At 42.6% G+C, this 22,537-nt stretch carries 12 protein-coding genes and 1 tRNA gene; 5 read left to right on the top strand and 8 right to left on the bottom strand.

Annotated elements, in window-relative coordinates; all coding sequences use genetic code 11:
• Positions 1-16: 16 nt before the first annotated feature.
• The 5 genes from urtE to urtA form a co-directional block, all read right to left on the bottom strand.
• A complete protein-coding gene (gene urtE, locus JFC08_RS12375; protein WP_010200556.1) occupies positions 17-715 on the bottom strand; it encodes an urea ABC transporter ATP-binding subunit UrtE in 699 nt (232 codons plus the stop codon).
• A 46-nt stretch (positions 716-761) separates the two neighbouring features.
• On the bottom strand, positions 762-1,763 hold the full coding sequence (gene urtD, locus JFC08_RS12370) for an urea ABC transporter ATP-binding protein UrtD (protein ID WP_198330921.1): 1,002 nt from the start codon (positions 1,761-1,763) through the stop codon (positions 762-764).
• Positions 1,763-2,833: an urea ABC transporter permease subunit UrtC gene (urtC, locus tag JFC08_RS12365; protein WP_055124061.1), complete on the bottom strand. Its 1,071-nt coding sequence runs from the start codon at positions 2,831-2,833 to the stop codon at positions 1,763-1,765. The genes urtD and urtC overlap by 1 nt, the downstream gene beginning before the upstream one ends.
• A gap of 10 nt (positions 2,834-2,843) precedes the next feature.
• Positions 2,844-4,628, bottom strand: coding sequence for an urea ABC transporter permease subunit UrtB (urtB, locus tag JFC08_RS12360; RefSeq protein WP_198330920.1), 1,785 nt, complete (start codon positions 4,626-4,628; stop codon positions 2,844-2,846).
• Positions 4,629-4,765: 137 nt separating this feature from the next.
• Positions 4,766-6,067 carry an urea ABC transporter substrate-binding protein gene (gene urtA, locus JFC08_RS12355; RefSeq protein WP_198330927.1) on the bottom strand — a complete coding sequence of 434 codons (1,302 nt, stop codon included), beginning with the start codon at positions 6,065-6,067 and terminating at the stop codon, positions 4,766-4,768.
• A gap of 581 nt (positions 6,068-6,648) precedes the next feature.
• Between urtA and JFC08_RS12350 the strand changes: the two genes are divergently transcribed.
• The gene (locus tag JFC08_RS12350) at positions 6,649-8,265 is read left to right on the top strand and encodes an NAD(P)/FAD-dependent oxidoreductase (RefSeq protein WP_198330919.1); all 1,617 of its coding nucleotides are present in this window, start codon (positions 6,649-6,651) and stop codon (positions 8,263-8,265) included.
• A 231-nt stretch (positions 8,266-8,496) separates the two neighbouring features.
• On the opposite strand, the gene JFC08_RS12345 is transcribed toward JFC08_RS12350, so the two are convergent.
• The 3 genes from JFC08_RS12345 to JFC08_RS12335 form a co-directional block, all read right to left on the bottom strand.
• Positions 8,497-8,572 (bottom strand) — tRNA-Arg (locus JFC08_RS12345).
• A 67-nt stretch (positions 8,573-8,639) separates the two neighbouring features.
• A complete protein-coding gene (locus JFC08_RS12340; protein ID WP_198330918.1) occupies positions 8,640-9,437 on the bottom strand; it encodes a hypothetical protein in 798 nt (265 codons plus the stop codon).
• A gap of 69 nt (positions 9,438-9,506) precedes the next feature.
• The gene (locus JFC08_RS12335; protein WP_198330917.1) at positions 9,507-10,028 is read right to left on the bottom strand and encodes a hypothetical protein; all 522 of its coding nucleotides are present in this window, start codon (positions 10,026-10,028) and stop codon (positions 9,507-9,509) included.
• A gap of 457 nt (positions 10,029-10,485) precedes the next feature.
• On the opposite strand from JFC08_RS12335, the gene JFC08_RS12330 reads away from it, so the two are divergent.
• The 4 genes from JFC08_RS12330 (at position 10,486) to JFC08_RS12315 (ending at position 22,522) form a co-directional block, all read left to right on the top strand.
• A complete protein-coding gene (locus tag JFC08_RS12330) occupies positions 10,486-15,048 on the top strand; it encodes an exodeoxyribonuclease V subunit gamma (protein WP_198330916.1) in 4,563 nt (1,520 codons plus the stop codon).
• A 241-nt stretch (positions 15,049-15,289) separates the two neighbouring features.
• Positions 15,290-19,819 (top strand): UvrD-helicase domain-containing protein, encoded by a 4,530-nt coding sequence (locus JFC08_RS12325; protein ID WP_198330915.1) that lies wholly within the window; start codon positions 15,290-15,292, stop codon positions 19,817-19,819.
• Positions 19,820-19,893: 74 nt separating this feature from the next.
• The gene (gene recD, locus JFC08_RS12320) at positions 19,894-22,101 is read left to right on the top strand and encodes an exodeoxyribonuclease V subunit alpha (protein WP_198330914.1); all 2,208 of its coding nucleotides are present in this window, start codon (positions 19,894-19,896) and stop codon (positions 22,099-22,101) included.
• A 37-nt stretch (positions 22,102-22,138) separates the two neighbouring features.
• The gene (locus JFC08_RS12315) at positions 22,139-22,522 is read left to right on the top strand and encodes a MepB family protein (protein WP_198330913.1); all 384 of its coding nucleotides are present in this window, start codon (positions 22,139-22,141) and stop codon (positions 22,520-22,522) included.
• Positions 22,523-22,537 lie beyond the last annotated feature (15 nt).

Genomic DNA, 22,537 nt, shown 5'->3' with positions numbered 1-22,537 from the left:
TTTATAAAGTGTCCTTTTAGATTGCCACCAACTCTTGAATATTGTTTTTTGCCATGTCAACTCCAGCCCCTTGAGCTACCACTTGTCCTCTAGAGAGCACGGTATAGTTATCGGCAAGCTCTTCTGCAAACTCATAAAACTGCTCGACCAGTACAATGGCCATTTCACCTTGATAACCTAAATCCCTAATGACCCGCCCGATGTCCTTGATGATAGAGGGCTGAATACCTTCAGTCGGCTCATCGAGTACCAGCACAGACGGCTCGGAGGCAAGCGCCCGAGCAATAGCAAGTTGCTGCTGCTGACCGCCAGATAGATCGCCACCACGGCGATGCTTCATTTCGTCCAGCACTGGAAATATATCATACAAGTGTTTGGGTACTTTACTTGCTTTACGTTGAGAGAATTTCGCCATTCCAATCAGAATGTTTTCTTCAACGGTCAAGGTGGAAAATATATCACGTCCTTGCGGTACATAAGCGAGTCCTGCGCGCACACGCTGCTCAGGCGTCATCTGACTAATGTCCTTACCGTCTAATAAAATTTCACCTGATTTTATTGGTAGGATGCCCATCAAGCATTTAAGCAAGGTGGTTTTACCGACGCCATTACGACCCAGTACCACGCTACATTCTCCTACCGGTGCGGCGAGGGTGACATCACGTAAAATGTGACTGCCACCGTAATATTGATTTATGGCATTAATTTCTAACATATAAACACCTCTATTTTTTAGGTCTATTTCTAAGCACTACTACCAATTATCGACCCAAGTAAGTCTCAATAACGGCCTCATTATTCTGTACTTCACTCAACGTGCCTTCAGCCAAAATAGCGCCATTTGCTAAGACCGTTACTTTTTCACTTATGGCATCAATGAAAGTCATGTCATGCTCAACCACGATTAAAGTATGATTCTTTTTAAGACGCAGACACAACTCAGCGGTATGTTCGGTTTCGGCATCTGTCATGCCTGCTACTGGCTCATCAAGTAAGATAAGTTTTGGTCTTTGCATCAGTAACATCCCAATCTCTAGCCACTGTTTTTGACCGTGAGATAAAAGTCCAGCTGGCTTGTTGATCATATCTTTTAAGCGTATTTGATCTAATGTTGAGTCAAGCGTATCTTTGATTTCAGCATCAATTTTAGTAAACCAGCTTTTTGACACCCGTTTGTCTTTTGGCGCCGCCAGCATTAAGTTGTCGAGTACGGTAAATTTCTCAAATACGGTAGGTTTTTGAAACTTACGGCCAATGCCTGCTTCGGCGATTTCTTCGGTAGATAGTTTGGCTAAATTATGTACTTGACCGAAAAATGCACTGCCTTTAGTGGGACGCGTTTTTCCAGTGATGACATCTATTAAAGTCGTCTTACCTGCGCCATTAGGGCCGATGATGCAGCGTAGCTCGCCTGCCTCAATGTATAAAGATAAATCATTGAGTGCACGGAACGAGTCAAACCACACGCTAACGCCTTCTAAATACAGCGCAATACCATGTCTCATATCCGGCCCTGATTTGGGAACAAGATGCGCCAAGACTCCGCTATCTCCGTAATCTTCAGTCAGAGTAGTGACTGGTCGGGTAGGCGTGTTTTCTGCGACCGTTATGTGTGGTGTATTTTTAGAGTTTTTCATTGGATTATTGATAATAGGATTGTTTTTAACAAGCGCATCGTTAGTAACTTTTTGGGAAGTAGCAACATTAGAAGTAGCAACATTAGAAGTAGCAACATTAGAAGTAGCAGCATTAGTTATTAACATTATTCTTTTTCCTTTTTAAAACGATCGAGTACACCAATGATGCCGTTAGGGAGAAATATAGTAACCACTACAAATAATCCACCTAGGATAAGCAACCAGAACTCTGGGTAGGCGACGGTAAAATAGGTTTTAATCACATTGACTGTACCAGCGCCTACAATGGCACCGATTAATGAACCTCTGCCTCCAGCAGCCACCCAGACTGCCATCTCGATAGAGTTGACGGGGTTCATCTCGCCTGGGTTAATGATACCAACTTGCGGTACATATAGAGCACCAGCGATACCAGCAATGACTGCAGACAACACCCAAGCTGAAAGCTTGTACCAAAGCGTGCGATAGCCTAAATACTGCAAGCGATTTTCACTATCACGAATGGCACCGAGCACGCGCCCATAAGGCTGGCTCATCAGATAGCGTAGTCCAAGATATGACAGTAGCAGCGCCAAAGCGGTCGTAAAACACAGTACAGCCCTCGTTGAAGAGGCGGTGATGTCATAGCCTAATAGCGTCGTAAAACCTGTGAAACCATTATTACCACCAAAGCCTGTTTCGTTACGGAAGAATAATAAGGCTGCCGCGTAAGTCATGGCCTGAGTAATAATCGAAAAATAAACCCCTTTAATCTTTGAGCGAAAAGCAAAATAGCCAAAGATAAAAGCGACCAGACCGGGAACTAGCACCACTAGAGCCATCGCCCACCAGAAATGTTGAGTGCCTGCCCAATACCACGGTAGCTCTGTCCAACTTAAGAAACGCATAAAGTCTGGCAAGCCTGTGCCAGCAGTTTCACGCGTCAAATACATACCAAAAGCATAGCCTCCTAGCGCAAAATAAAGACCATGACCTAAGCTTAGAATGCCGGCATAGCCCCAGACCAAGTCTAAAGCCAGTGCTACCATGGCGAGCGCCATTATTTTACCAATCAAAGTTATCCAGTAAGCAGACAGGTGAAAACTAGAGGTTTCAGGTAGTAAATGGAGCCAAGGCAATATCAGTAGCACTAAAAAACACAAACCAATCAAAATGGCATTACGTGGAGAATCAGATAATAATTGAGTCAAACGCATGAGGTTCTCCTTAATCCACAAAACGGCCTTTGAGGGCGAATAAACCTTGTGGACGTTTTTGAATAAACAAAATCACAAGAACCAGTAATACAATCTTAGCCATCACAGCACCAATGCCAATCTCAAGCACCGTACCACTGACACCAAGACCTAAAGATGCCAATACCGCGCCCCATACTTGCCCAACACCGCCAACCACGACGACTAAGAACGCATCAATAATATAAGTTTGACCTAAGTCGGGTCCGACGTTGCCCACTTGTGCTAGAGCGCAGCCAGCGAGACCGGCCAACCCTGAACCAAGGCCGAATGCCAACATGTCGATGCGAGCAGAGGAGATACCAACTGCACGTGCCATTTGCCGGTTTTGAGTCACAGCGCGCACAAATAGCCCAAAGCGAGTCTTGTTAAGTAAGTACACCAACAGCATAAGAATGATGATGGTAAAGCCGATAATAGCGATACGGTTAAAGGGGAGTACAAGGCTTGAGGACACTTGATAGGCCCCGCTCAACCAGTCGACATTGCTGACTTCGACGTTTTGCGCGCCAAATATCATCCGAACCAACTGCATAAGAATCAGACTGACACCAAAGGTTGCCAGTAAGGTTTCAAGCTCACGACCATAAAGCGGGCGAATAATGATTCGTTCAATAATCATGCCGATAATGGCACTGACTAAGAAAGCGACGGGTATAGCAGCAACCAGATACCATCCAGTCATACTAGGAAAATATGCTTGAAAGAGATTTTGCACCATATAAGTGGCGTAAGCGCCAATCATAATGAGCTCACCATGAGCCATATTGATGACACCCAGTAGCCCAAAAGTAATGGCAAGCCCTAATGCCGCGAGTAGTAAGATACTTGCCGTACTAAGTCCCGTGAACAGATGACCTATCCAAGTACTGATGGTAATGCGCTGCTCAATACTATCCTCAGCGTCTAACAGCGCAGATTTGAGTACAGGATCGATATTATCTGCCGCCAATGCTTTTTTGACATCAACTAAGACTTGTGGACTATCGCTATCAGCAAGCACGGTAAGCGCGGCAATTTGCTTGGTGACGTCGCCACCTCTAAAATCAATCCTCGCTTGTAAAGTACTCAACGCCGTTTTGACATCGTCGTCTTCCTCATTAGTGGCAGCAGTACTTATGAGTGCTGGATCTAGCTGTTCGATATTGTCTGCTAAGATGGCAACTGCCTGCACACGTTGCGTAGGATCGTTTGACTCAAGCTTAACCTTGGTTTGTCCAAAGACTAAGGCTGAGTGTAGCGTATTGGTTAAAGTCACTTGCGCCAAGTCACTCGGCCACTCGGTGGTCAGCTGCTTAGCAGGATAAGTAAATAGCTCATCTTCGCTGTTAAGTAGATAAGTTTGCCCACCATTACCTTGGTATAGCTCATCGTTTTTTATAAGCTCAACTAAAGTATCCAAACTCTCAACTGACCCTGGCCACTGGTTGAGCATGGTTTGGCGCATGGTGAAGTCAGTAGCAACGAACTGCTCGATAGCATCCCCTTTACTTACCGTAAGATTAGCAGGCGTAGTCAGAGACTGCTTGTTTTGAGCAAGCAAGGTCTCTTCCCTTACAGCATTGGATGTCGCTGCCACAGTATTAGTCGATACTGCCTCATTGTGATCGTGGCTGTGTACTGCTGGCGTCTCGTGAGCATGAGCAGCTGATGTGATAGCAATGAGGAGGAGTAAAGATAGTAAGGCGATGACAAAAGTCTTATTAGAATCATTGGCTGGCGCGTCACTTTTGTAATAGGAAGGGTAATGTGACATGATGGTTCCTTTTTGCAGTCAACACTCCTCTAACCTCTACTGAAAAACTGTTTTATCAGTAGAGGAGCTAAAGGGTTGCTGGTATTGATACCATTAAGGGGCTAAGGGCTAAGGATTGCGGTTTAGGTGACAACACCTTATTTAGGAATGTACTGACTCCATGGCTCAGCACGAATGACTTTTGGCGTTTTGCTGATCACATCGAACTGACCATCGGCACGGATTTGACCGATCATGACAGGCTTCCATAAGTGATGGTTTTCCTCATCCATTTTTAATGTATACCCTGATGGCGCGTCAAAAGTCTGACCTCCCATACTAATACGCACTTTGTCGACATTAGTGGTACCTGCTTTTTCGACTGCTTGTTTCCACATATTGATACCCACGTAGGTGGCTTCCATAGGATCATTGGTCACGACCTTTTCAGCATTCGGTAGCTTATGATCTAGCGCATATTTCTTATACTTTTTGGTGAAGCCGCTATTGACAGGATTTTTAACCGACATAAAGTAGTTCCATGACGCCAAATGCCCTTGCAATAAGCTGGTATCGATACCGCGAAGCTCTTCTTCTCCTACTGAGAATGCCATGACTGGGATATCAGATGCTTTAATACCCTGATTGGCAAGTTCACGATAAAAAGGTACGTTTGAATCCCCATTAATGGTAGAAATAACCGCCGTCTTTTTACCGGTAGAGAAGCTTTTAATATTGCCAACGATGGTCTGATAGTTGCTAAAACCGAAAGGGGTGTACTCTTCCATGATGTCTGTTTCAGCGACGCCTTTAGATTTTAAGAAAGCCCGCAGTATCTGGTTAGTAGTCCGAGGATAAACATAATCTGTCCCAAGTAAGACAAAGCGTTCTGCACTACCACCTTCCGGACTCATTAAATATTCAACGGCAGGAATGGCTTGTTGGTTCGGTGCAGCACCAGTGTAGAAGATGTTTTCTGATTGTTCTTGACCTTCGTACTGCACAGGGTAGAACATCAAACCATTTAACTCTTCAACGACAGGCAGCACGGACTTACGTGACACCGATGTCCAACCTCCAAATATCACATCCACTTTATCTTGGGTTAACAGCTGACGAGCTTTTTCAGCGAATAACGGCCAATCAGAAGCGGGATCTACGACGATTGGCTCTAGCTGCTTACCCAACACACCGCCATTGGCATTAATTTCATCAATGGTCATGAGCGCAGTATCTTTTAATGATGTTTCAGAGATGGCCATCGTTCCAGATAAAGAATGCAAGATACCCACTTTGATGGTGTCACCATCTGCTGCAGTCGTCGCAGAGGTGTCCGTTTTTGTGGCGGTAGAATTGGTTTCTGCACTGGTTTCTGCAGGTTTTTGACAACCCATAAGACTTAAGCTACCTACAACGGCTACTGCTAGCAGAGACAAACGTGATGTTAATTTTGAGTCGATACGATAATTTTTACTTATAGGAGTAGCAGTGATAAGCGTTGGCAATAAAGACATATATTTCTCCAAAAAGATAAAGTAGCAGCTTGGTAGGCCGAGTGAACGAGCCATTCCTAACTATGATTAATACTTCAATATCTATGCCAATATAAAATACAAGACAAATGCACCAATATCGGTCTTTTTAGGAGATATTGCACTTTTTTCGCACCATGATGGTTTTTATGATTTTCTATGCACCATTTATGTCTGGTTAAGAAATGCTAAAGTGGTATAAAAAATGACGACATCAGAAGCAATGTTTTTTTGAGTTCAGAAAGTGTGAACAGAAGGAAATTAAGAAGCAAACGTACTAAATGATGTCAACTTAACTAAAGGTAGGTTTTTTTTAGCTAAAGCACGTTAGCCATTAGGCTTGGTAGCTAGCTTGGGATGAAGTCTGACATTTAGTTTTTATAATAGGATGCTGATCTATGTTTAAGAAACCGTAAATTTACCCTGAGTAAGTAAAATATTTATTCGCTTATTTGTATCAGTACCAGTAAAATGCGAGACTGTTTTTTACACGAGTTTATGAGTAACCAATGATACGTTTAACTGAAATTAAATTGCCATTAAATCATGCGCCTGAAGATCTAACGACTGCGATAACGACAAAACTTAAAATCTCTGCTGAGCAAATGGCGTCATTTGTGATGTTTAAACGTGGTTATGATGCTCGTAATAAAAGAAATATCCAATTAATTTATACGCTAGACATCACCCTGACCGACTCAAATTTGACCAATGATTTACTGGTTCAGTTTGAGTCAGATAATCATGTTAAAGCAACACCAGATACCAGCTACAAATATGTAGGCGCAGCGCCAGAAAATTTAACTGAGCGTCCTGTTGTTATTGGTTTTGGACCTTGTGGTTTGTTAGCAGCACTTACCCTTGCTCAAATGGGTTTCAAACCTATTATCATTGAACGCGGTAATGAAGTCAGACAACGTACCAAAGACACCTTTGGCTTTTGGCGTCAGCGTAAATTAAACACAGAATCTAACGTACAATTCGGTGAAGGCGGAGCAGGTACTTTCTCTGACGGCAAACTGTATAGCCAAGTGAAAGATCCCAATCATTATGGCCGTAAAGTCATGACTGAATTTGTAAAAGCTGGCGCACCAGAAGAGATTTTATTTGTAAGTAAACCGCACATAGGTACTTATAAATTAGTCACCATGGTAGAAAAAATGCGTGCCGAGATCATAGCACTCGGTGGGGAAGTTCGTTTTGCGACTCGTTTAGACGACTTGCATATCACTGACTCAAAAGTAACTGGCGTGACACTTAATACTGGCGAAACCTTAAAAACGAACCATGTTGTTCTTGCTGTTGGTCATAGCGCCCGAGACACTTTTAAAATGATCCATGATAAAGGCGTGTATGTTGAAGCAAAACCTTTTTCAATTGGCTTTAGGATTGAACATAAACAGTCAACCATAGACCAAGCACGCTTTGGTGACAATGCTGGCAACGAAATACTTGGCGCTGCGGATTACAAACTGGTTCATCATTGTAAAAATGGTCGTTCTGTTTATAGCTTCTGCATGTGTCCAGGTGGAACGGTGGTTGCCGCAGCATCAGAAGAAGACCGTGTGGTCACTAACGGCATGAGCCAATATTCAAGGAACGAGCGTAACGCCAACAGTGCTATTGTTGTCGGCATCGACCCAGAGCGAGATTATCCAAACCATCCTCTTGCTGGTATCGAATTACAAAGACAACTAGAAACCTTAGCGTTTGAATTGGGCGGCAAAGACTACAGTGCACCAGCGCAAACCATTGGCGATTTCTTAAAAGGCAAACCAGACTCAGAATTGGGCGATGTAAAACCGTCTTACACACCGGGCATTACCTTAACTGACTTAAGCAAAGCACTGCCAGACTTTGCCGTGCATGCCATACGTGAAGCCATTCCAGCGTTTAATAAAAAAATCAAAGGGTTTTCATCTGACGACGGTTTACTAACTGGCGTAGAAACCAGAACATCGTCACCAATCAGCATTAAACGCAATAAAGAATTCCAAAGCATTAATACCAAAGGCTTATTCCCTGCAGGCGAAGGCGCTGGCTACGCAGGCGGCATATTATCAGCAGGAATTGATGGCATTAAAGTGGCCGAAGCTGTGGCAAAATCGATGTTGAACATAGATTAAGAGCGGATTTGGGCAAACCACAATTTTAAAACCCTTACCTAGATAAAAACATGTGAGCGAAAAAGCCTTTCAAGCTATGAAATATCAAGCTTGGAAGGCTTTTTTGTGTTTTGACGGTATGCTGTATGAAAATATATTGTAAGTTATGCAATGTTATGATGCGATAAGATACTAAAAGACCCCACAACTGATAGGCTGTGAGGTCTTTTAATGTCTTTTGACAATGTTTGATGGTGCGCCTACAGGGACTCGAACCCCGATCGATCGCTTAGGAGGCAACTGCTCTATCCTGTTGAGCTATAGGCGCATTTTGGAATAACATTGTAGGAAAAATCGCTAATAAAAGCAATCAACAAAATATAAAGATTTTATCATTACTTGCTATTACTCAAGGCGTCAGCGACATTCACAGTGTTGGCATTTGCTGCTTCTTGTGCACGTGATGTTGGATTAAACAAGTCGTTTACACTGTTTTTATAACCTTCGATATTATAATAATCGTACTTTTCTAATATATCTTGTCCGGTACTCGAAAGTAAAAAATTACGGAAGTTAATAGCAGCAGTATTCTCTGTTAAAATAACCCCTTCAAGCGCTTGCTTTTCTTTCAATGCATAGCTGAAAGAATTTAGGGTACGTGCCTCTGCATTGTCAGTCTCAATGGCACCAGTCTCAGCAGTATCTACTTTTTTATCATCAGTATTGCTGATATTTTCTTTGTCTTGGTTTATTTTATTTTGAGCCGCTTTTAGCTCTGCTTGTAACGGTGTCAGACGGTCTACAGATAGACTGTCGTTAGCGATGATCATGTCTATATCAGCGCCTAATTCTGAGCGTTTATCATGGTTAGGATTGGCGTTTGATAATGTTAAGAGGTCGCTGGCGGGTACATAACTTGGCACAACCTGCACATGAGGATAACGAGATTCGAAGCTAACGATGATATCGTCCAAGGGTGCTTGTAAATCCTCTTCTGCCTTTATATACAGCGTACTGTCGGTGAGGGTATTTACCTCGTCTTGAGTGGTGGCTGACGACTCATTTGCATTTGCCATGATCGGTAGGGGATCTATATTTTTACGGTTACTGCTCCATAACCACGTAAAGATTGCAATAAAGATTATCAGCAGCAGTAAAATTAGTCCAGCCAGTAGCAGCTTGTAGTCTCTCATATGTTACTGCTCTTCTCTTAATGGGTTTGTGTCAAGTTTACATAAAATGCGGTGAGTGACGTATTATTTTTAAAGCTGTTGGTGCAACACTTCATCTGCTAAGTCCGCCAGCATATCTGCAAAAACATCGGTTTCTGAATCAGGTAAAAGTTTTTTCTCGCTAGTATTCTTATGACTAATTGTACTATTTTGATTGGATAGCACAGGTTGATCGTTTGAAGGGGAGGTAACATCATTGTCAATGGCTTTTATTTGGTGTGCAGCCAATGGCGATTCGCCCATCGTAAGCTTGTCTTTAAGCCATTCAAAACCATGGGCTTCCCACCATGCTTCAAAGCGTGGCAGTGTGCTCCCACGCACCGCGACAGGCAGATTCAATGTTCGCAGTTTTTGTGCAAGTATGGGGTCATTAATGGCTTGATGGATGCTCAAATAAAGCGAGCGACTATCATCAGTATAGGGCTGTCTGTTTTGCCACGATCTGTCGTCAATTTTCATACGTGGCAATTGCCACAATTCACCGCGATAGTATACAACATATAAACGTCGTTTAGGATGAACGAAAATGGCATCAATGGGACGCAAGGGCATAGTATTAAGTTATTCCGTTAAAAAAGGGTTATGGACATAAAAATTACAGCAATTAATCTGACAGCAGCACTGACTTCTCTATTCATAAATATGAGACTTATCAATGCGACACTATCTGTCGTAAGATATTATAATAGTGGCACATATACTAGTAAACGATAGCTATCGATGGCACACTAATCAGCAGCCTATTTTATGATTGTTATAAATAATCACTGATGATGCAATGATAGTTAATCATTGTTGTCATTTGCATCGTGTTTATGACAGCCATGCTAGCAGAAATACATTGTAGTAACGACCGCGAAACATAGATTGGTGAGTATCCTTCGTGGTATTCCTTAGCAGCCATCAATATGCATTAGAAAGTTAACGCAAATGTTATTCCATTTCAGGCATTCACGACCGTCTACATCACACTATCACTCATATTATAACTTCAATCAGATTATCCTCTATGTTTACCATTATTCAATCGCACCGCACCGAAAACCTTGTTGATCAACTGCTTGTGCAATATCAGTCTAAGGATCAACCTGTTTTTGAACCTTTTATTGTCATTGTGCCCTCAATGGTATTGGGCGATTGGTTGGACAAAACCATTGCCAGCCGTGCTGGTATTAGTACGTTGGTACGTACTAAGTTTTGGGGTCAGTATCAGTGGACGCTCATGCAGGATGTATTAACCTGCCATAACGCGTATTTGTTAGAGCAGAATCCAGAAGCGGCAACCCTAAATGTGCCAGAAGTGGCGGTGTTGTCACCAACGGTCATGCAGTGGCGATTGTTTGGGTATTTGACCTACTATCAAGAGGCGATTGTTGCAGATGAAAAACATCCGGTTCATCCATTGCTGGCGTCTTTGATTGATGAACCGCAGGCAGATACTTATCAAGATAATGTGCGACAGGATATTATAAAAGACAAGACGCAACAAGACGCCCGTATTTGGCAGTTAGCAAGCGATTTGGCAAGAGTGTTTAACCGCTACTTAACACACCGTGAGGATTGGCTAGCGTTATGGTCGTACAACAAACCGCTAAATGTGAATGAGTTGATCGCAGAGAAAGATGCATTGTCACTGCGTTTTGATAAGTATGCACGCGGCACGCCTGAATGGTTGGTTGAGCATTATGTTGAGTTAGAGGCGGCGCAACGATTTTTATGGTCGCATTTGTTTGCTGATGTTCATTTACACCGCGTGGCACTGGAGCGTGCTTTCTGGTCAGCCTTGAAAGACAACAAGGCGGATGAGCGTGCTCAGTTGCCCAAAGTGCTGCGTATATTTACCATTCAGCAATTACCACAGACGGAGCTAGACTTCCTACAGCGCCTGTCGCAATACATGAATATCACGCTATTACATTACAATCCATCAAAGCTATTTTGGGCCGATATCGTCGATAAATCATGGTTACAGCGTCAGCAGATTATTAACCCTGAAAGTGTGTTTTTACGTGATTATGGTCATAGTTTACTGTCACGTCTGGGTAAGCAGTCACGCGATACCTTTGCCATGCTCGCTAATTTATCGGGCAATGAGCAATACCAAGAAGAAATAGTAGAGTGGCAAGATAACTTCGATGTTGGCGATATTAGCGATGATGGTTTAGATAGTGATTGGAATGATGAGTTTGGGACTAGTGTTGATGACAGAGCCTATGAGGATGCTAACAGTTCTCAAGCTACGCAAAATAGTCCAAGCTTATTAAGACGTTTGCAAAACGATGTGTTGATGCTTGATGAGCAATCGACCCAGCAAGCAACGGCCGCTACAGTCTCGCAAGCAGTTAGCAAGCAAATAGAGCCAAGCTTCAATGAAGAGAAGCAAGGAGAGGCCTGGTACGAAGATGAAGCGTTAGAGAATAAACGCTTTGAGAAAGACCGTTTTTGGGCAATCTCTTCGCAAGATAATAGCCTAAGCATTCACTCATGTCATAGTTTGCAGCGTCAACTTGAAGTGCTGCGTATCATGATTGGTCGTTGGCTAAATGAGCCTATCAAATCTGGTGAGAAAAAACGCCACATATCCGATATTGTTGTGTTGCTACCCGATGTTGAGCGTCATCATGCACTGATTGGCTCTATCTTTGTCAGTGGCAGAGGTCAAGATGGTTTGACCTTGCCTGCCAAAGTAACTGGTGTTGTCGATGCCGATATTCGGCAGTTATGGGAAGCGATTATTGGTTTTTATAAGCTGTTAGGTAGCCATAGCGCCCGTTTTGAAGCGGCTGAAGTCTTAGACTGGTTAATGTTACCTCCTTTATTTGAAAGTTTTGGGCTGACCCATGAGCAGATGAGCCGTGGTTGTGATTTGTTGGTAGAGGCAGGCTTTATCCGTGGGTTTGATGAGTTGCATCTTAAGCAAACTCTCGACAGCAATGATTACGACTACCGCTTTAGCTTTGCGCAAGCATTAGACAGGTTGACATTAGGCTTAGTGATGCCAGAGGCCGAGTTGAGCGATTGCTTGTATCCTTTAGACGAGAATGAGTGGCCAAGCACCGCTTTACCAGAAATGACCTTACCATTGCCACAAGTGAGCCTAAATGATGCGTTGATCGTTGAAGCGCTTTGTCGCATCTATACTGGCTTGGTCGCACGACGCGATGACCATACAAAAAAAATGAAAGCGGAAGATTGGCTTGATCAGATTGAGAGACAGGTGATTCATCGTTACTTTGGAGATGTGGATCAGACGCGTACGATGCGTGCCATCTATAACGCCATGAATGGCTTTAAATCCAGCTTGCGAGCCAACCGCCACTATAGACAGTACGCTAGTGGTGATATCGACAACAGAGAAGTAGAGCAAAAGCTGGCAGGTGTGGAGCAACTGCCGCTAAAGCTGAGCTTTATGCTAGACAGTATCGAAGCCGAGCTTGAAAGTCAGCAAGTCAGTGCTGAGCCGACTGGAGTGATTACCTTTGGTCGGTTTGGTGCGTTAAGAAATGTGCCTTTTGAGTTGGTAGTCATGCTCAATATGGATCTCTCTGAGTTTCCTGGACGTGACCGTGATAACCGCTATGATTTGATGAAAGCGACCAATTCACGTCGCGGTGACAGAGTCAGCGAAGATGATGACAATGGCGCATTTTTGGATGCGCTGTTATGCGCGCGCAGTGCTTGCTGGATGTTTTACAATGGTCAAAGTCTGACGGACACTCATGAGCAATTGCCAGCCAACCCAGTAAGCGAATTGCTACAGTTCTTGCAAGGTGAGGTGCAGTGGCAAGTGAACTCGCTTGAAACATTGGAAGCATTGCCTGAAAATATTGATCCAACCACCGAGAGTCTCAAGCGTTATTTGCCTAAACTGATTAAGCAATGGTTGGTGACTGAGCATCCTGCTCTGCCTTTTCATGAGAGTCTGTTTGAGACAGAAATTGAAGGCGCTAATGTTTTTGAGCAAGCGTCTCCTGATATTGATGACAGTGCTAATGCTAACGTTAATGCTCAGGATTCCAGCCCTGTCGATATGATTGATGAGCTGGATACTTTATTAAATACAGCCATGCGCAAAACCAAATTGGCGCAAAAAAAGCAGTTTCCGCCTGCGCCGCTTTGGCAAGCTGTATTTAATACACTAAAGGGTAGAGTGTCTAGTGAGCAGGTACAGCTGGTTGGCTTGCCCACAAAGACACAGTACGAAGCACTGGCTCAAATACTTGGTAAAGGCTTGGGTCAGCTCGGTCAAGTAAACACTCAAACCTTGTCTGCATTGGTTGAACTATTGGCATTAGAGGGTGTTGTTGATACTAGCAATATCAGTGATATGACTCAGGTGCTCACCCAAGCTGTATCTGATAGCGTATTTAATATTGGAGAGATAGACGTTGAAGGAGTATTGGCGTACCAAGTGCGCCATCCTGCCAAAGCGTTTTTGCGTACTCAAAAGGTGCATGTGGTGCAAGGTGAAGAAGCACTGTCGCAGCAAGAGCCGCTGTTTTTAGACAGTTTGACTACCTATCAAATAAAAGACTATTTGATTAAACAGTTGGTTACTGATGAGAGTAAGAATAATAGTAATGCAGCGGCTGAAACTACTACTCCAATCCTGATGTATCAAAAAATCATGCCCGCTGGTGTCGCTCGCCAGACCACGCTACCCAATCAACAACAAAAACTGCAACAGCAATGTTTGGAATTTAAAGAGCAGTTAATAGCTAATAGTTTTGGCGAAAATATTGTACCTAATGAAGATGGAGCAGAGGGTACGACAGGTTTGCAGCTACTAACGCCAACCGCCGAGCATCCTGTTCAGATAGAGCTGGCAAACTTGCTAAATAGTATTAATAACGAGTCAAAAAGCCAAGCAGATATCGAAGAGGTAGAAACGCTGCTCAAGTTGTTGCCGAAAATCATTAAGATCAAAGGCTCAGTACCTGTATTAGTACCGACAGATTCATATAGCAGCCATTCTCACCTTCAGGCGAGCGTGCCCTATGCTCAGCAATCACCCAAGCAATGGTTAAATATATTGCCCAATTCTGCCAGTCCTAGGCATTTACTCAAATTTTGGTTATCACATTTGTATTGGCAAGTGGCCAGACGTACCACTGCCGAGCAAGCGGCATTAAATGATGGGGTGAGTATTTGGCGCTTTAATAAGCCTAGCTCACAAGTTAAGAAATATGACAAGGTAATCGCATTTAAGCTAAGCCCAATTGTGTATGAAGATGCTGTGATTGAGCTGATAAAATGGGCGATTTTTTCCAAGCTATCTGGGCAAGTGCCTATTACATTACTCCCAGAATATGCACTCAATTACCTTGATCAGTGTTCAAAATCTGAAGATAGTGAAGGTGGCAGTTATTGGCCAAAACGAGCAGACTTTTCAGATTGGTTACGGTCTGGCTATCATACAGACACAGTATATGATACTTGCTCGCAGCATGCCATTTGGCAATATGTACTACGTGATCAAGATGCATTTAAGGCTTTGTCAGGGGCGTTGACCACCTTGGCGCGACCATTGTACGAGCCGATGTTTACTGCGTTAATTGACTTAGATGGCTAATTAGGGCGTGTCTTCAATTCACTCAATAGTCATCTAAATGGGCTAAAAATGGATAAATATTGCCAAACATCGTCAAATAGCTGGTTAATATCCCGATATCATCTACGCTATTTTTCTTGTTTGACGGCAATTTATCTCATTTTTATCTCCATTTTTGAAATGAAGACACGCCCTAGCCATTTAGAATAATCGATTTCTGCTCTCTTGATTTAATAAATAATAATTAAAAGTATGCGCCCATATGACAGACTTGACTGATCCAACCAATATCATTGAACTTTCTACACAGCCACATTTATTCGATGAGCACTCAGATGCGCCTCACTCAGATCCTATGAGTAAGCGTAAGGCTGATGTGATACCAGCAGTTGATGTTGACCTAACGGGCAAGCACCTGATTGAAGCGTCTGCTGGTACTGGTAAAACTTGGACGCTGACAGGCATTGTATTGCGCCTGCTAATTGAAGCACGACGTGCGCCAGAGCAAATTATTGCCACGACCTTTACGCGAGCCGCTGCCGCTGAGATGCGTCAGCGTATTCATGATCGTTTGGTAGATTTTTATCAATTATTGCAGTGGGTAAATAGTTTAAGTGCTGATACCAGTAATAAGGAGGCTTTGTATCCTAATGTATTGCAGGTGATGCCTGAAAGCGATAAGGATAAACAAGAGGGCAAACAATCAAGTACGGATTTAAATACTGAGATAGGCGCTGATGAGTTAAACCAAGACCTTGCCTCTGATAAGCAAGCTGCTGCCACAAAGCGTGTACAAGCAAAAAAAGACCGTGAAGATTGGTTGGTAGCACAGGCTAAATATGTGCGCTTGGATGGCATCATGCAAGATCCCATTAACCTGCATCTCGTCGGTTATTTACTGGATCACGTGTACAGCTATCCAATGACGGAAGCTATCAGGCGTACCGCACTGGTTTTAACGACGTTGGATAAACTGTTTGTGGGTACGCTCGATAGCTTGGCACAAAAATGGCTGAAGGAGTACAGTAGCGAGACAGATCATCAGCAAGGTATGGCTATTATCGAAGAGAGCAGTATCGAGCAGGTGACTGATAGTATTATTCATGATGAGCTGCGTCAGTTTCAAAGCCGCTTGCATCATGAGCAGCCTAAATTGTATGCGCTTATGGATCAACAAGGCAAGCTGACTGCAGTTGGTGATCATAAGAAGTATGTGACTCGCTCGCTTAACTTTATTTCAGCACCGATTGATGAGATTGTAGTAAATGACTTTTCGTTTGAGGGCTATGAGCGGCTTATAAATACTATCATTGAGCGCAGCGATGAGCTTGATATCTTTTTTAAACCTGACGGCGAGTACTATGACGTTCCAAAAGGACAGCTACAAAATAATAGAGACTCTTGGCCCAAAATCATTCAAGCATTAAAAGATTTTGGTCCAGCCGCTTATAAATTTATATCAGATGCAAAAACTTATACAGGAAAGTTAATACAAGCTTTTCAGAAAACTGATGACGTAGGCAAACAATTCTATAAACCAAAAGATGGCGAAAGAGTTAATCTGATATTTAATGAGTTGCAGGTCGTTCGTGACTTTAAACGCTATATTGAAGAAAGCAAAAAGCTAGACGAATACATAGTGACTGTTTTAGCCAATCTTAATCGTCATATCGTGCTTGCGGTACGTGACAGGCTACCAATTATTTTGGAAGAGCGTGGTGAGACGACCTTTAGCCTGCAAATGGTGCGTTTAAACCAAGCATTAACGGGTCGGCAAGGCGAAAAGCTGGCGCGTTATATTCGTCATCACTATCCTGTGGCGTTGATTGATGAGTCGCAAGATATCAATGGCGCGCAAGCTATTATGATTGAAAGTATCTATTTACCAAAGAAAAAGGGCAAGGTTGCTGATAATGATAAACAGTCAGCTACTAAAAAATCTAGTCATGAATTTTTATTATTGGTTGGTGATCCCAAGCAGGCTATTTATGGGTTTCGTGGTGGCGATGTGGTCAACTATAACTACATGAAAGCCCAATTTGATAAAAGCACGCTTTGGACGCTCGATATTAACCGACGCTCAAATGCTGGTGTGATTAATGCCCTAAACTGTTGGTTCGGCATGGCTGATGCAACCATTGTTGAGAATAAGTTAGCTCAATTAGGCGCAGGTATTTACTATCAGCATATTAAAGCGGCAAAACCAGAAAATCAGCTGTCTTGGTTTAATGAACCAGACGCTCACAGCACTACTTTAGTGACTGAGGTGCTCTCTGCCCAGCCAGTGAGCGTATTACATCTGCCTTATGATAAAAACAAAGAGCTTGAGTACGATGAGTATGAAATCACAGCGCGTCATATTGCGACTTTGCTCAATAGTGGTCAGACCTTAAAAGGCAAGCCTATTCAGCCCAGTGATATCGGCGTGCTGGCACGTACCAAAAAAGACTTAAAGCGGGTTGAGGATGAGTTGGTTAAGCTTAATGTACCGACCTTGACTACTAGTGATGTCAGTATCTTTGAAACCATCATGGCAGAAGATGTGGCGGCGCTGCTGAGTGCCATGCTATATCCGTATCGTCATGACATGATTAATCGGGTGTTGACAAGTCATCTGTATGGACTGAGTATTAAAAACATCAAAGCCATGATGACGGATCATGAGTCAGGAGTTACTGATAGCAGCAGTACCACAAGCGCCCATTCACACAATTCTAATGCGAAGGATACCTCAGTTAATGAGGCTACTGATAATAAAAAAAGTTATCAAGATTTTATTACTTATCTAAAAGAAGGCGCACAGCGTTGGCAGCACTTTGGTATTTTGTCAGCATTGCATTACTTGTTAGATAAAAATCCCATACAGCCGCAAGGCGTTTGGCAAGCGCTAGCGGCTCATCCAGAAGGCGATCGTCATATCATGGATTTGCGTCATGTGATGGATATCTTGGCGCAGTATGGCCTAGGTATGGGTGAGCATGAACTATTGGCTTGGTTTAGACAAAATATAGATGCCGCGCCCAATAGCGATTGGGCTAAGCAATATCCGCTACCGACAGAGTCTGGTGTGCAGCTAATGACCATTCATAAATCCAAAGGGCTTGAGTTTCCCATTGTCTATGTACTGGGAATGGGTGATGCCAGTAGGAGGTCAGGCACCAATGAGAAGTATGGCCTGTATTTATATAACGCAGATCAAGCACCTTCAGCATTAGTACAGCAGTCACTAGATAGTCAATCAACAGGAAATCAACGCCGCTTCTCACCGATACAAGGTTCTGCTACCACAGACGACTACTACACCGATATCGAAACGCGGGAAGATTTCGATGAGATGCGACGACTAGGTTACGTGGCCTTTACCCGTGCCAGTGAGCAGCTTTATGTTGTTCTGAGAGACCCTAATGACACAAGAGATATGAAGCGAAAACCAGTGTTTTATTGGTTTGAATCACCAGAAGCGAAATTTGAGCTGCCTGATAGACTCAAAGGTACCATAGGCATGCTCAGAGGGCATAAGGTCAATGAGTTCTACGACAAGAATTACGCAAGCAACGATGCTAAATCAGCAGGCGTAAATGACAATGTTCAGCTAGCCGCAACCAAGTCAAGTGCTCATAAGCCTGCCACAGAGACTATCGAGTACGCGCCCTTTGCAGAGGTCATGAAAACCAATTATTTTTATGGCTGGGCTAAGACTAGCTTTACCGCTTTGGCTCGTCAGCTCGATGAATCTACACAAGCAATGGCGATAGTGGATGAGCGTATTGATGATGCTATAGACATTGATATGGCAGACACTTCAGTGTCGGTTGAGCATTTGCTTAATAGTGATGCGTCTCTTGAAAAAGTCGATGGGTTAAATCTCAAATCAGAAGATGATATCCGCTTTACCTTTGTGAAAGGTGCTAATGCGGGTACGTTCTTGCATGAGATATTTGAAAAAATTGATTTCAGCAATAAAGCGCAGTGGTCTCAGGTTATCGATAGAGCGATCAGCAGCTATCAACTGCCTCTAGTTTATAGTAGCGCTGAGCAGCAAGGCCGTCGATCACAAGCGAAGAAGCAAGAGCAAGGCGATGACGGTTCATTTAATACTAGTTCACTTGATCTTGCTTCAATAGATGCTACCAAGCATGAGGCATTAATCAATTGGATTGAAGAGGTGCTACATGCGCCGCTATTGGCCTCCAATCAACCCTTATTTTCTCTTAATGCAGGTCAGCGATTTTCTGAGTTAGAGTTCAATATGGGGTTGTCAGAGAACTTTAAAGCACAGGATATCAGTAAACTCTTCCAACAGTATCTCCCTAATGAGGTGGACAAACACGTCACTCTTATTCCGCAAAATAAAGCACATTTGTATCGTTATTTACGCGGCGAAATTGACTTAGTGTACGAACATGCTGGCAAGTATTACGTTGTCGATTATAAAAGCAACTTTCTAGGAAATAGCCTAAGCGATTATAATGAAAATACACTTAAGCAAGCAATGTCCAAGGCAGGGTACTGGCTACAAGCAGCGATTTATCAAGTAGCGTTACATCGATTCCTTTCAATGAGAATCCATGATTATACAGGCAATGAAGATAAGTACTTAGGCGCTGTGGAGTATGTCTTTTTACGAGGTGTGTATAGTCCCAATTCTCAAATAGCTGATGATATATCACAAGATGTTAAAGAAGCTGATAATAGCCACTCAATGCACAACGACCGCTATGGATTAGTCACGTGGGATATTCCAATCGATTTTATTAAAGGTTTGGATGCGTTGTTTGGCATGCCCAACTAGTAGGCTATAAGTAATGATTAAATGCTAAAAAACATGATATCGATTAACTATTTCAACATAGAGACAAGCATACCATGAGTAATAATAAAAAAGAGAGCAAGGCAGCAATTGGCCTACAACAAAGCTGGGCTAGTAACATCAGTGATTATATATTGCTACGCCGCGAGCAAACGTATTTAGCCTATAACGCAACAGAGGCAAAAGCTAATACTGATAGCAAGCAAGTCGCTAAAACAGAAGAAAGTAATTTATTCACCGCTTTATTCGTTATGTTAGCGACTCATTTGGAAGAGGGGCATACCGTATTAACCATTGAGGACGCTGAGCATGAAGAAGCATTGCAAGGTCAAATCAATAATGAGGTAGTTACGCTATATGCTTGGCAGCAACAGCTATTAGAGATGCTAGCAATGCCAATCTTTGCGCTAATAGATAGCAAACTAAATACGCAATCAGAAGATGACTCTATAACTGAAAGGTCGCTATTCGTATTGCTAGACACGCTATTTGATAAGAAAGAGCAGCTGTGGATGCAATTGGCGCTTAGCAACCACGAAAAAGAGGTGCTAACCAAGCGTTTTGACATGATTGCTATGCTATACCAATTATTGAAAAATACAGACTTAAGTTTTTTTATACGCCTAGTTAACGAACATGATTTATTCGCTGAGGTTAATGCTGACATTAATAGCAATATTATAAATAGCCTAAGCAAAAATAAACCTATCATATATAAAATTCAAGAAAGTCAGACTAATAATGAAACAGAGCTAGCACTAACTTTTTGGCTACATCGTGCATGGCAAGCCGAGTTTAATTTAGCAAAAAATATCAACAATATTTTAAATCAGCAAGTAAGTCCTTTACAGATAGCAATGCCTGAAAATCTTCATGAGCACCAAGTAAAGGCGATTAATGTTGCTAATAACAACGCGTTTAGTATTATTACTGGTGGTCCAGGTACAGGTAAAACCTATACCGTTGCTCAGTTAGTCATTGCGCTCCAGCAAGCGACAGAGAGTGGGGAAGGTGCGTCTAAAAGTATTAGGTTCAGCACTGACAGTGCTAGCTTGGCATTAGCAGCACCAACGGGTAAAGCTGCACAGCGCATGCAAGAGTCTCTGCAGGCAGCGCTAGACGCAGCGAATGTTGAGCTACAGTTGCAAGAAGCTAAAACCATCCATCGCTTGTTAGGTATTGGTCGGACGGGCAGACCGCGCTACGATACTAACAATCCACTTGGCGAAGATATTATCATCGTTGATGAGGCGTCGATGCTCGGGGTCGAGTTGGCTAATTATCTCGTAAGTGCAGTAAAACCAGGTGCAAGGCTGATACTATTGGGCGATGCAAACCAGCTAGCAGCGGTAGATGCAGGAGCAGTGTTGGCTGACTTGTGCCGTATTCCACTGTTACAACCCATTCATGCAGAGTTAACCGAAAGCCGCAGATTTAGCGCAGAATCAGGTATTGGCAAACTTGCCTACCAAATTAATCAGGCAGAGGTAGATACGCAAGCCATCTGGCAGCTGTTAAGGCAGGATGAAGCCTTGAGTTTTCAGTATGTAAATACGCTGCAAACAAATGAGCTTAAAGATAATAAGACAAAAAATAGCCTAAGCAATAAAAGAATTATTCAAAAAATGTCGTTGAAATATATCGAATACATGAATAGAGTAAAAAAACTCCTAAAAGATCCAATCGAAAAATCCATGCCAAAATCAGTAAAAAATACGATTACATCACTAATGGAAACATTTAATGAGTTTAGAATTCTAAGTGCTGGCCATAATGGCGAGTGGGGCGATCATTATATTAATAATTATCTCACGCAGTGGCATCTTGCTGAGCTAAAGCTACCACTGGGCCAAAACACATGGTTTCATGGCCGGCCTGTCATGGTTCTACAAAACAACTATGAACTAGGATTATTTAATGGTGACATTGGTTTTTGTTTACAAACATCGGATGAAAGAAGTCGATTAGAAGTGTTTTTCGAGAATAAAGCACAGGGGATTCCTGTCAATCTGCTAAACGAAGAGGTAGTTGCCACCGCATATGCGATGACCATTCATAAATCGCAAGGATCTGAGTTTGAGCACGTTGCCATTACTTTTGATAATAGTCATGCTAGATTGCTAAGCAAAGAGCTTATTTATACGGCGGTGACCCGTGCTAAAAAACAGGTAACCATATATAGTACAAAATCTGCTTTTGAAAAGGCTGTTCAAACACCTACTGAGCGTCACACAGGTTTGGCATTACAGTTTTCTCAGCGTTAATAGACAAATGCTAAGAAATATAAAAAGAGGACTAGAGTTGTATACCTTTGATACGGTGCTAGAGCATATTAATGAAATTATTTATAAGCCCAACCAATTGATTATTGCTTCAACTAAAGAAGAGCAACAAAATCTAGAATATGCTGCTGGTACATTTGAATTAATGAACAGACTGACTATCAAAACAGTTAGATTCAGAGTAGCTAAACAAACACCTACCAAAGTAGGGCAGTTCGTTACCTTTTGGGAAAAAGATTCCAAAGGTATTAATCAACCTTTTCAATATGATTCGACACCAGACTTGTTAGTAATCACCACATTTAAAGATAAGCATACATTTGGGCAGTTTGTTTTTCCAAAAAATGTCTTGCTTAGATATAATAGACCTCTTGCAAAAGTCATAAACCAAGCTCGAAATTAACAACACTGGCGAATA

This window comes from Psychrobacter cibarius, assembly GCF_016107535.1.
GTDB classification, from domain to species: domain Bacteria; phylum Pseudomonadota; class Gammaproteobacteria; order Pseudomonadales; family Moraxellaceae; genus Psychrobacter; species Psychrobacter cibarius.
The sequence above is the reverse complement of the archived record's forward strand: the minus strand, read 5'-3'. Positions and strand labels throughout refer to the sequence as shown.

Coding starts and splice junctions, on each gene's coding strand:
- urtE (WP_010200556.1), bottom strand. CDS start 715: ATGTTAGAAATTAATGCCATAAATCAATATTACGGTGGCAGTCACATT.
- urtD (WP_198330921.1), bottom strand. CDS start 1,763: ATGTTAATAACTAATGCTGCTACTTCTAATGTTGCTACTTCTAATGTT.
- urtC (WP_055124061.1), bottom strand. CDS start 2,833: ATGCGTTTGACTCAATTATTATCTGATTCTCCACGTAATGCCATTTTG.
- urtB (WP_198330920.1), bottom strand. CDS start 4,628: ATGTCACATTACCCTTCCTATTACAAAAGTGACGCGCCAGCCAATGAT.
- JFC08_RS12350 (WP_198330919.1), top strand. CDS start 6,649: ATGATACGTTTAACTGAAATTAAATTGCCATTAAATCATGCGCCTGAA.
- JFC08_RS12340 (WP_198330918.1), bottom strand. CDS start 9,437: ATGAGAGACTACAAGCTGCTACTGGCTGGACTAATTTTACTGCTGCTG.
- JFC08_RS12335 (WP_198330917.1), bottom strand. CDS start 10,028: ATGCCCTTGCGTCCCATTGATGCCATTTTCGTTCATCCTAAACGACGT.
- JFC08_RS12330 (WP_198330916.1), top strand. CDS start 10,486: ATGTTTACCATTATTCAATCGCACCGCACCGAAAACCTTGTTGATCAA.
- JFC08_RS12325 (WP_198330915.1), top strand. CDS start 15,290: ATGACAGACTTGACTGATCCAACCAATATCATTGAACTTTCTACACAG.
- recD (WP_198330914.1), top strand. CDS start 19,894: ATGAGTAATAATAAAAAAGAGAGCAAGGCAGCAATTGGCCTACAACAA.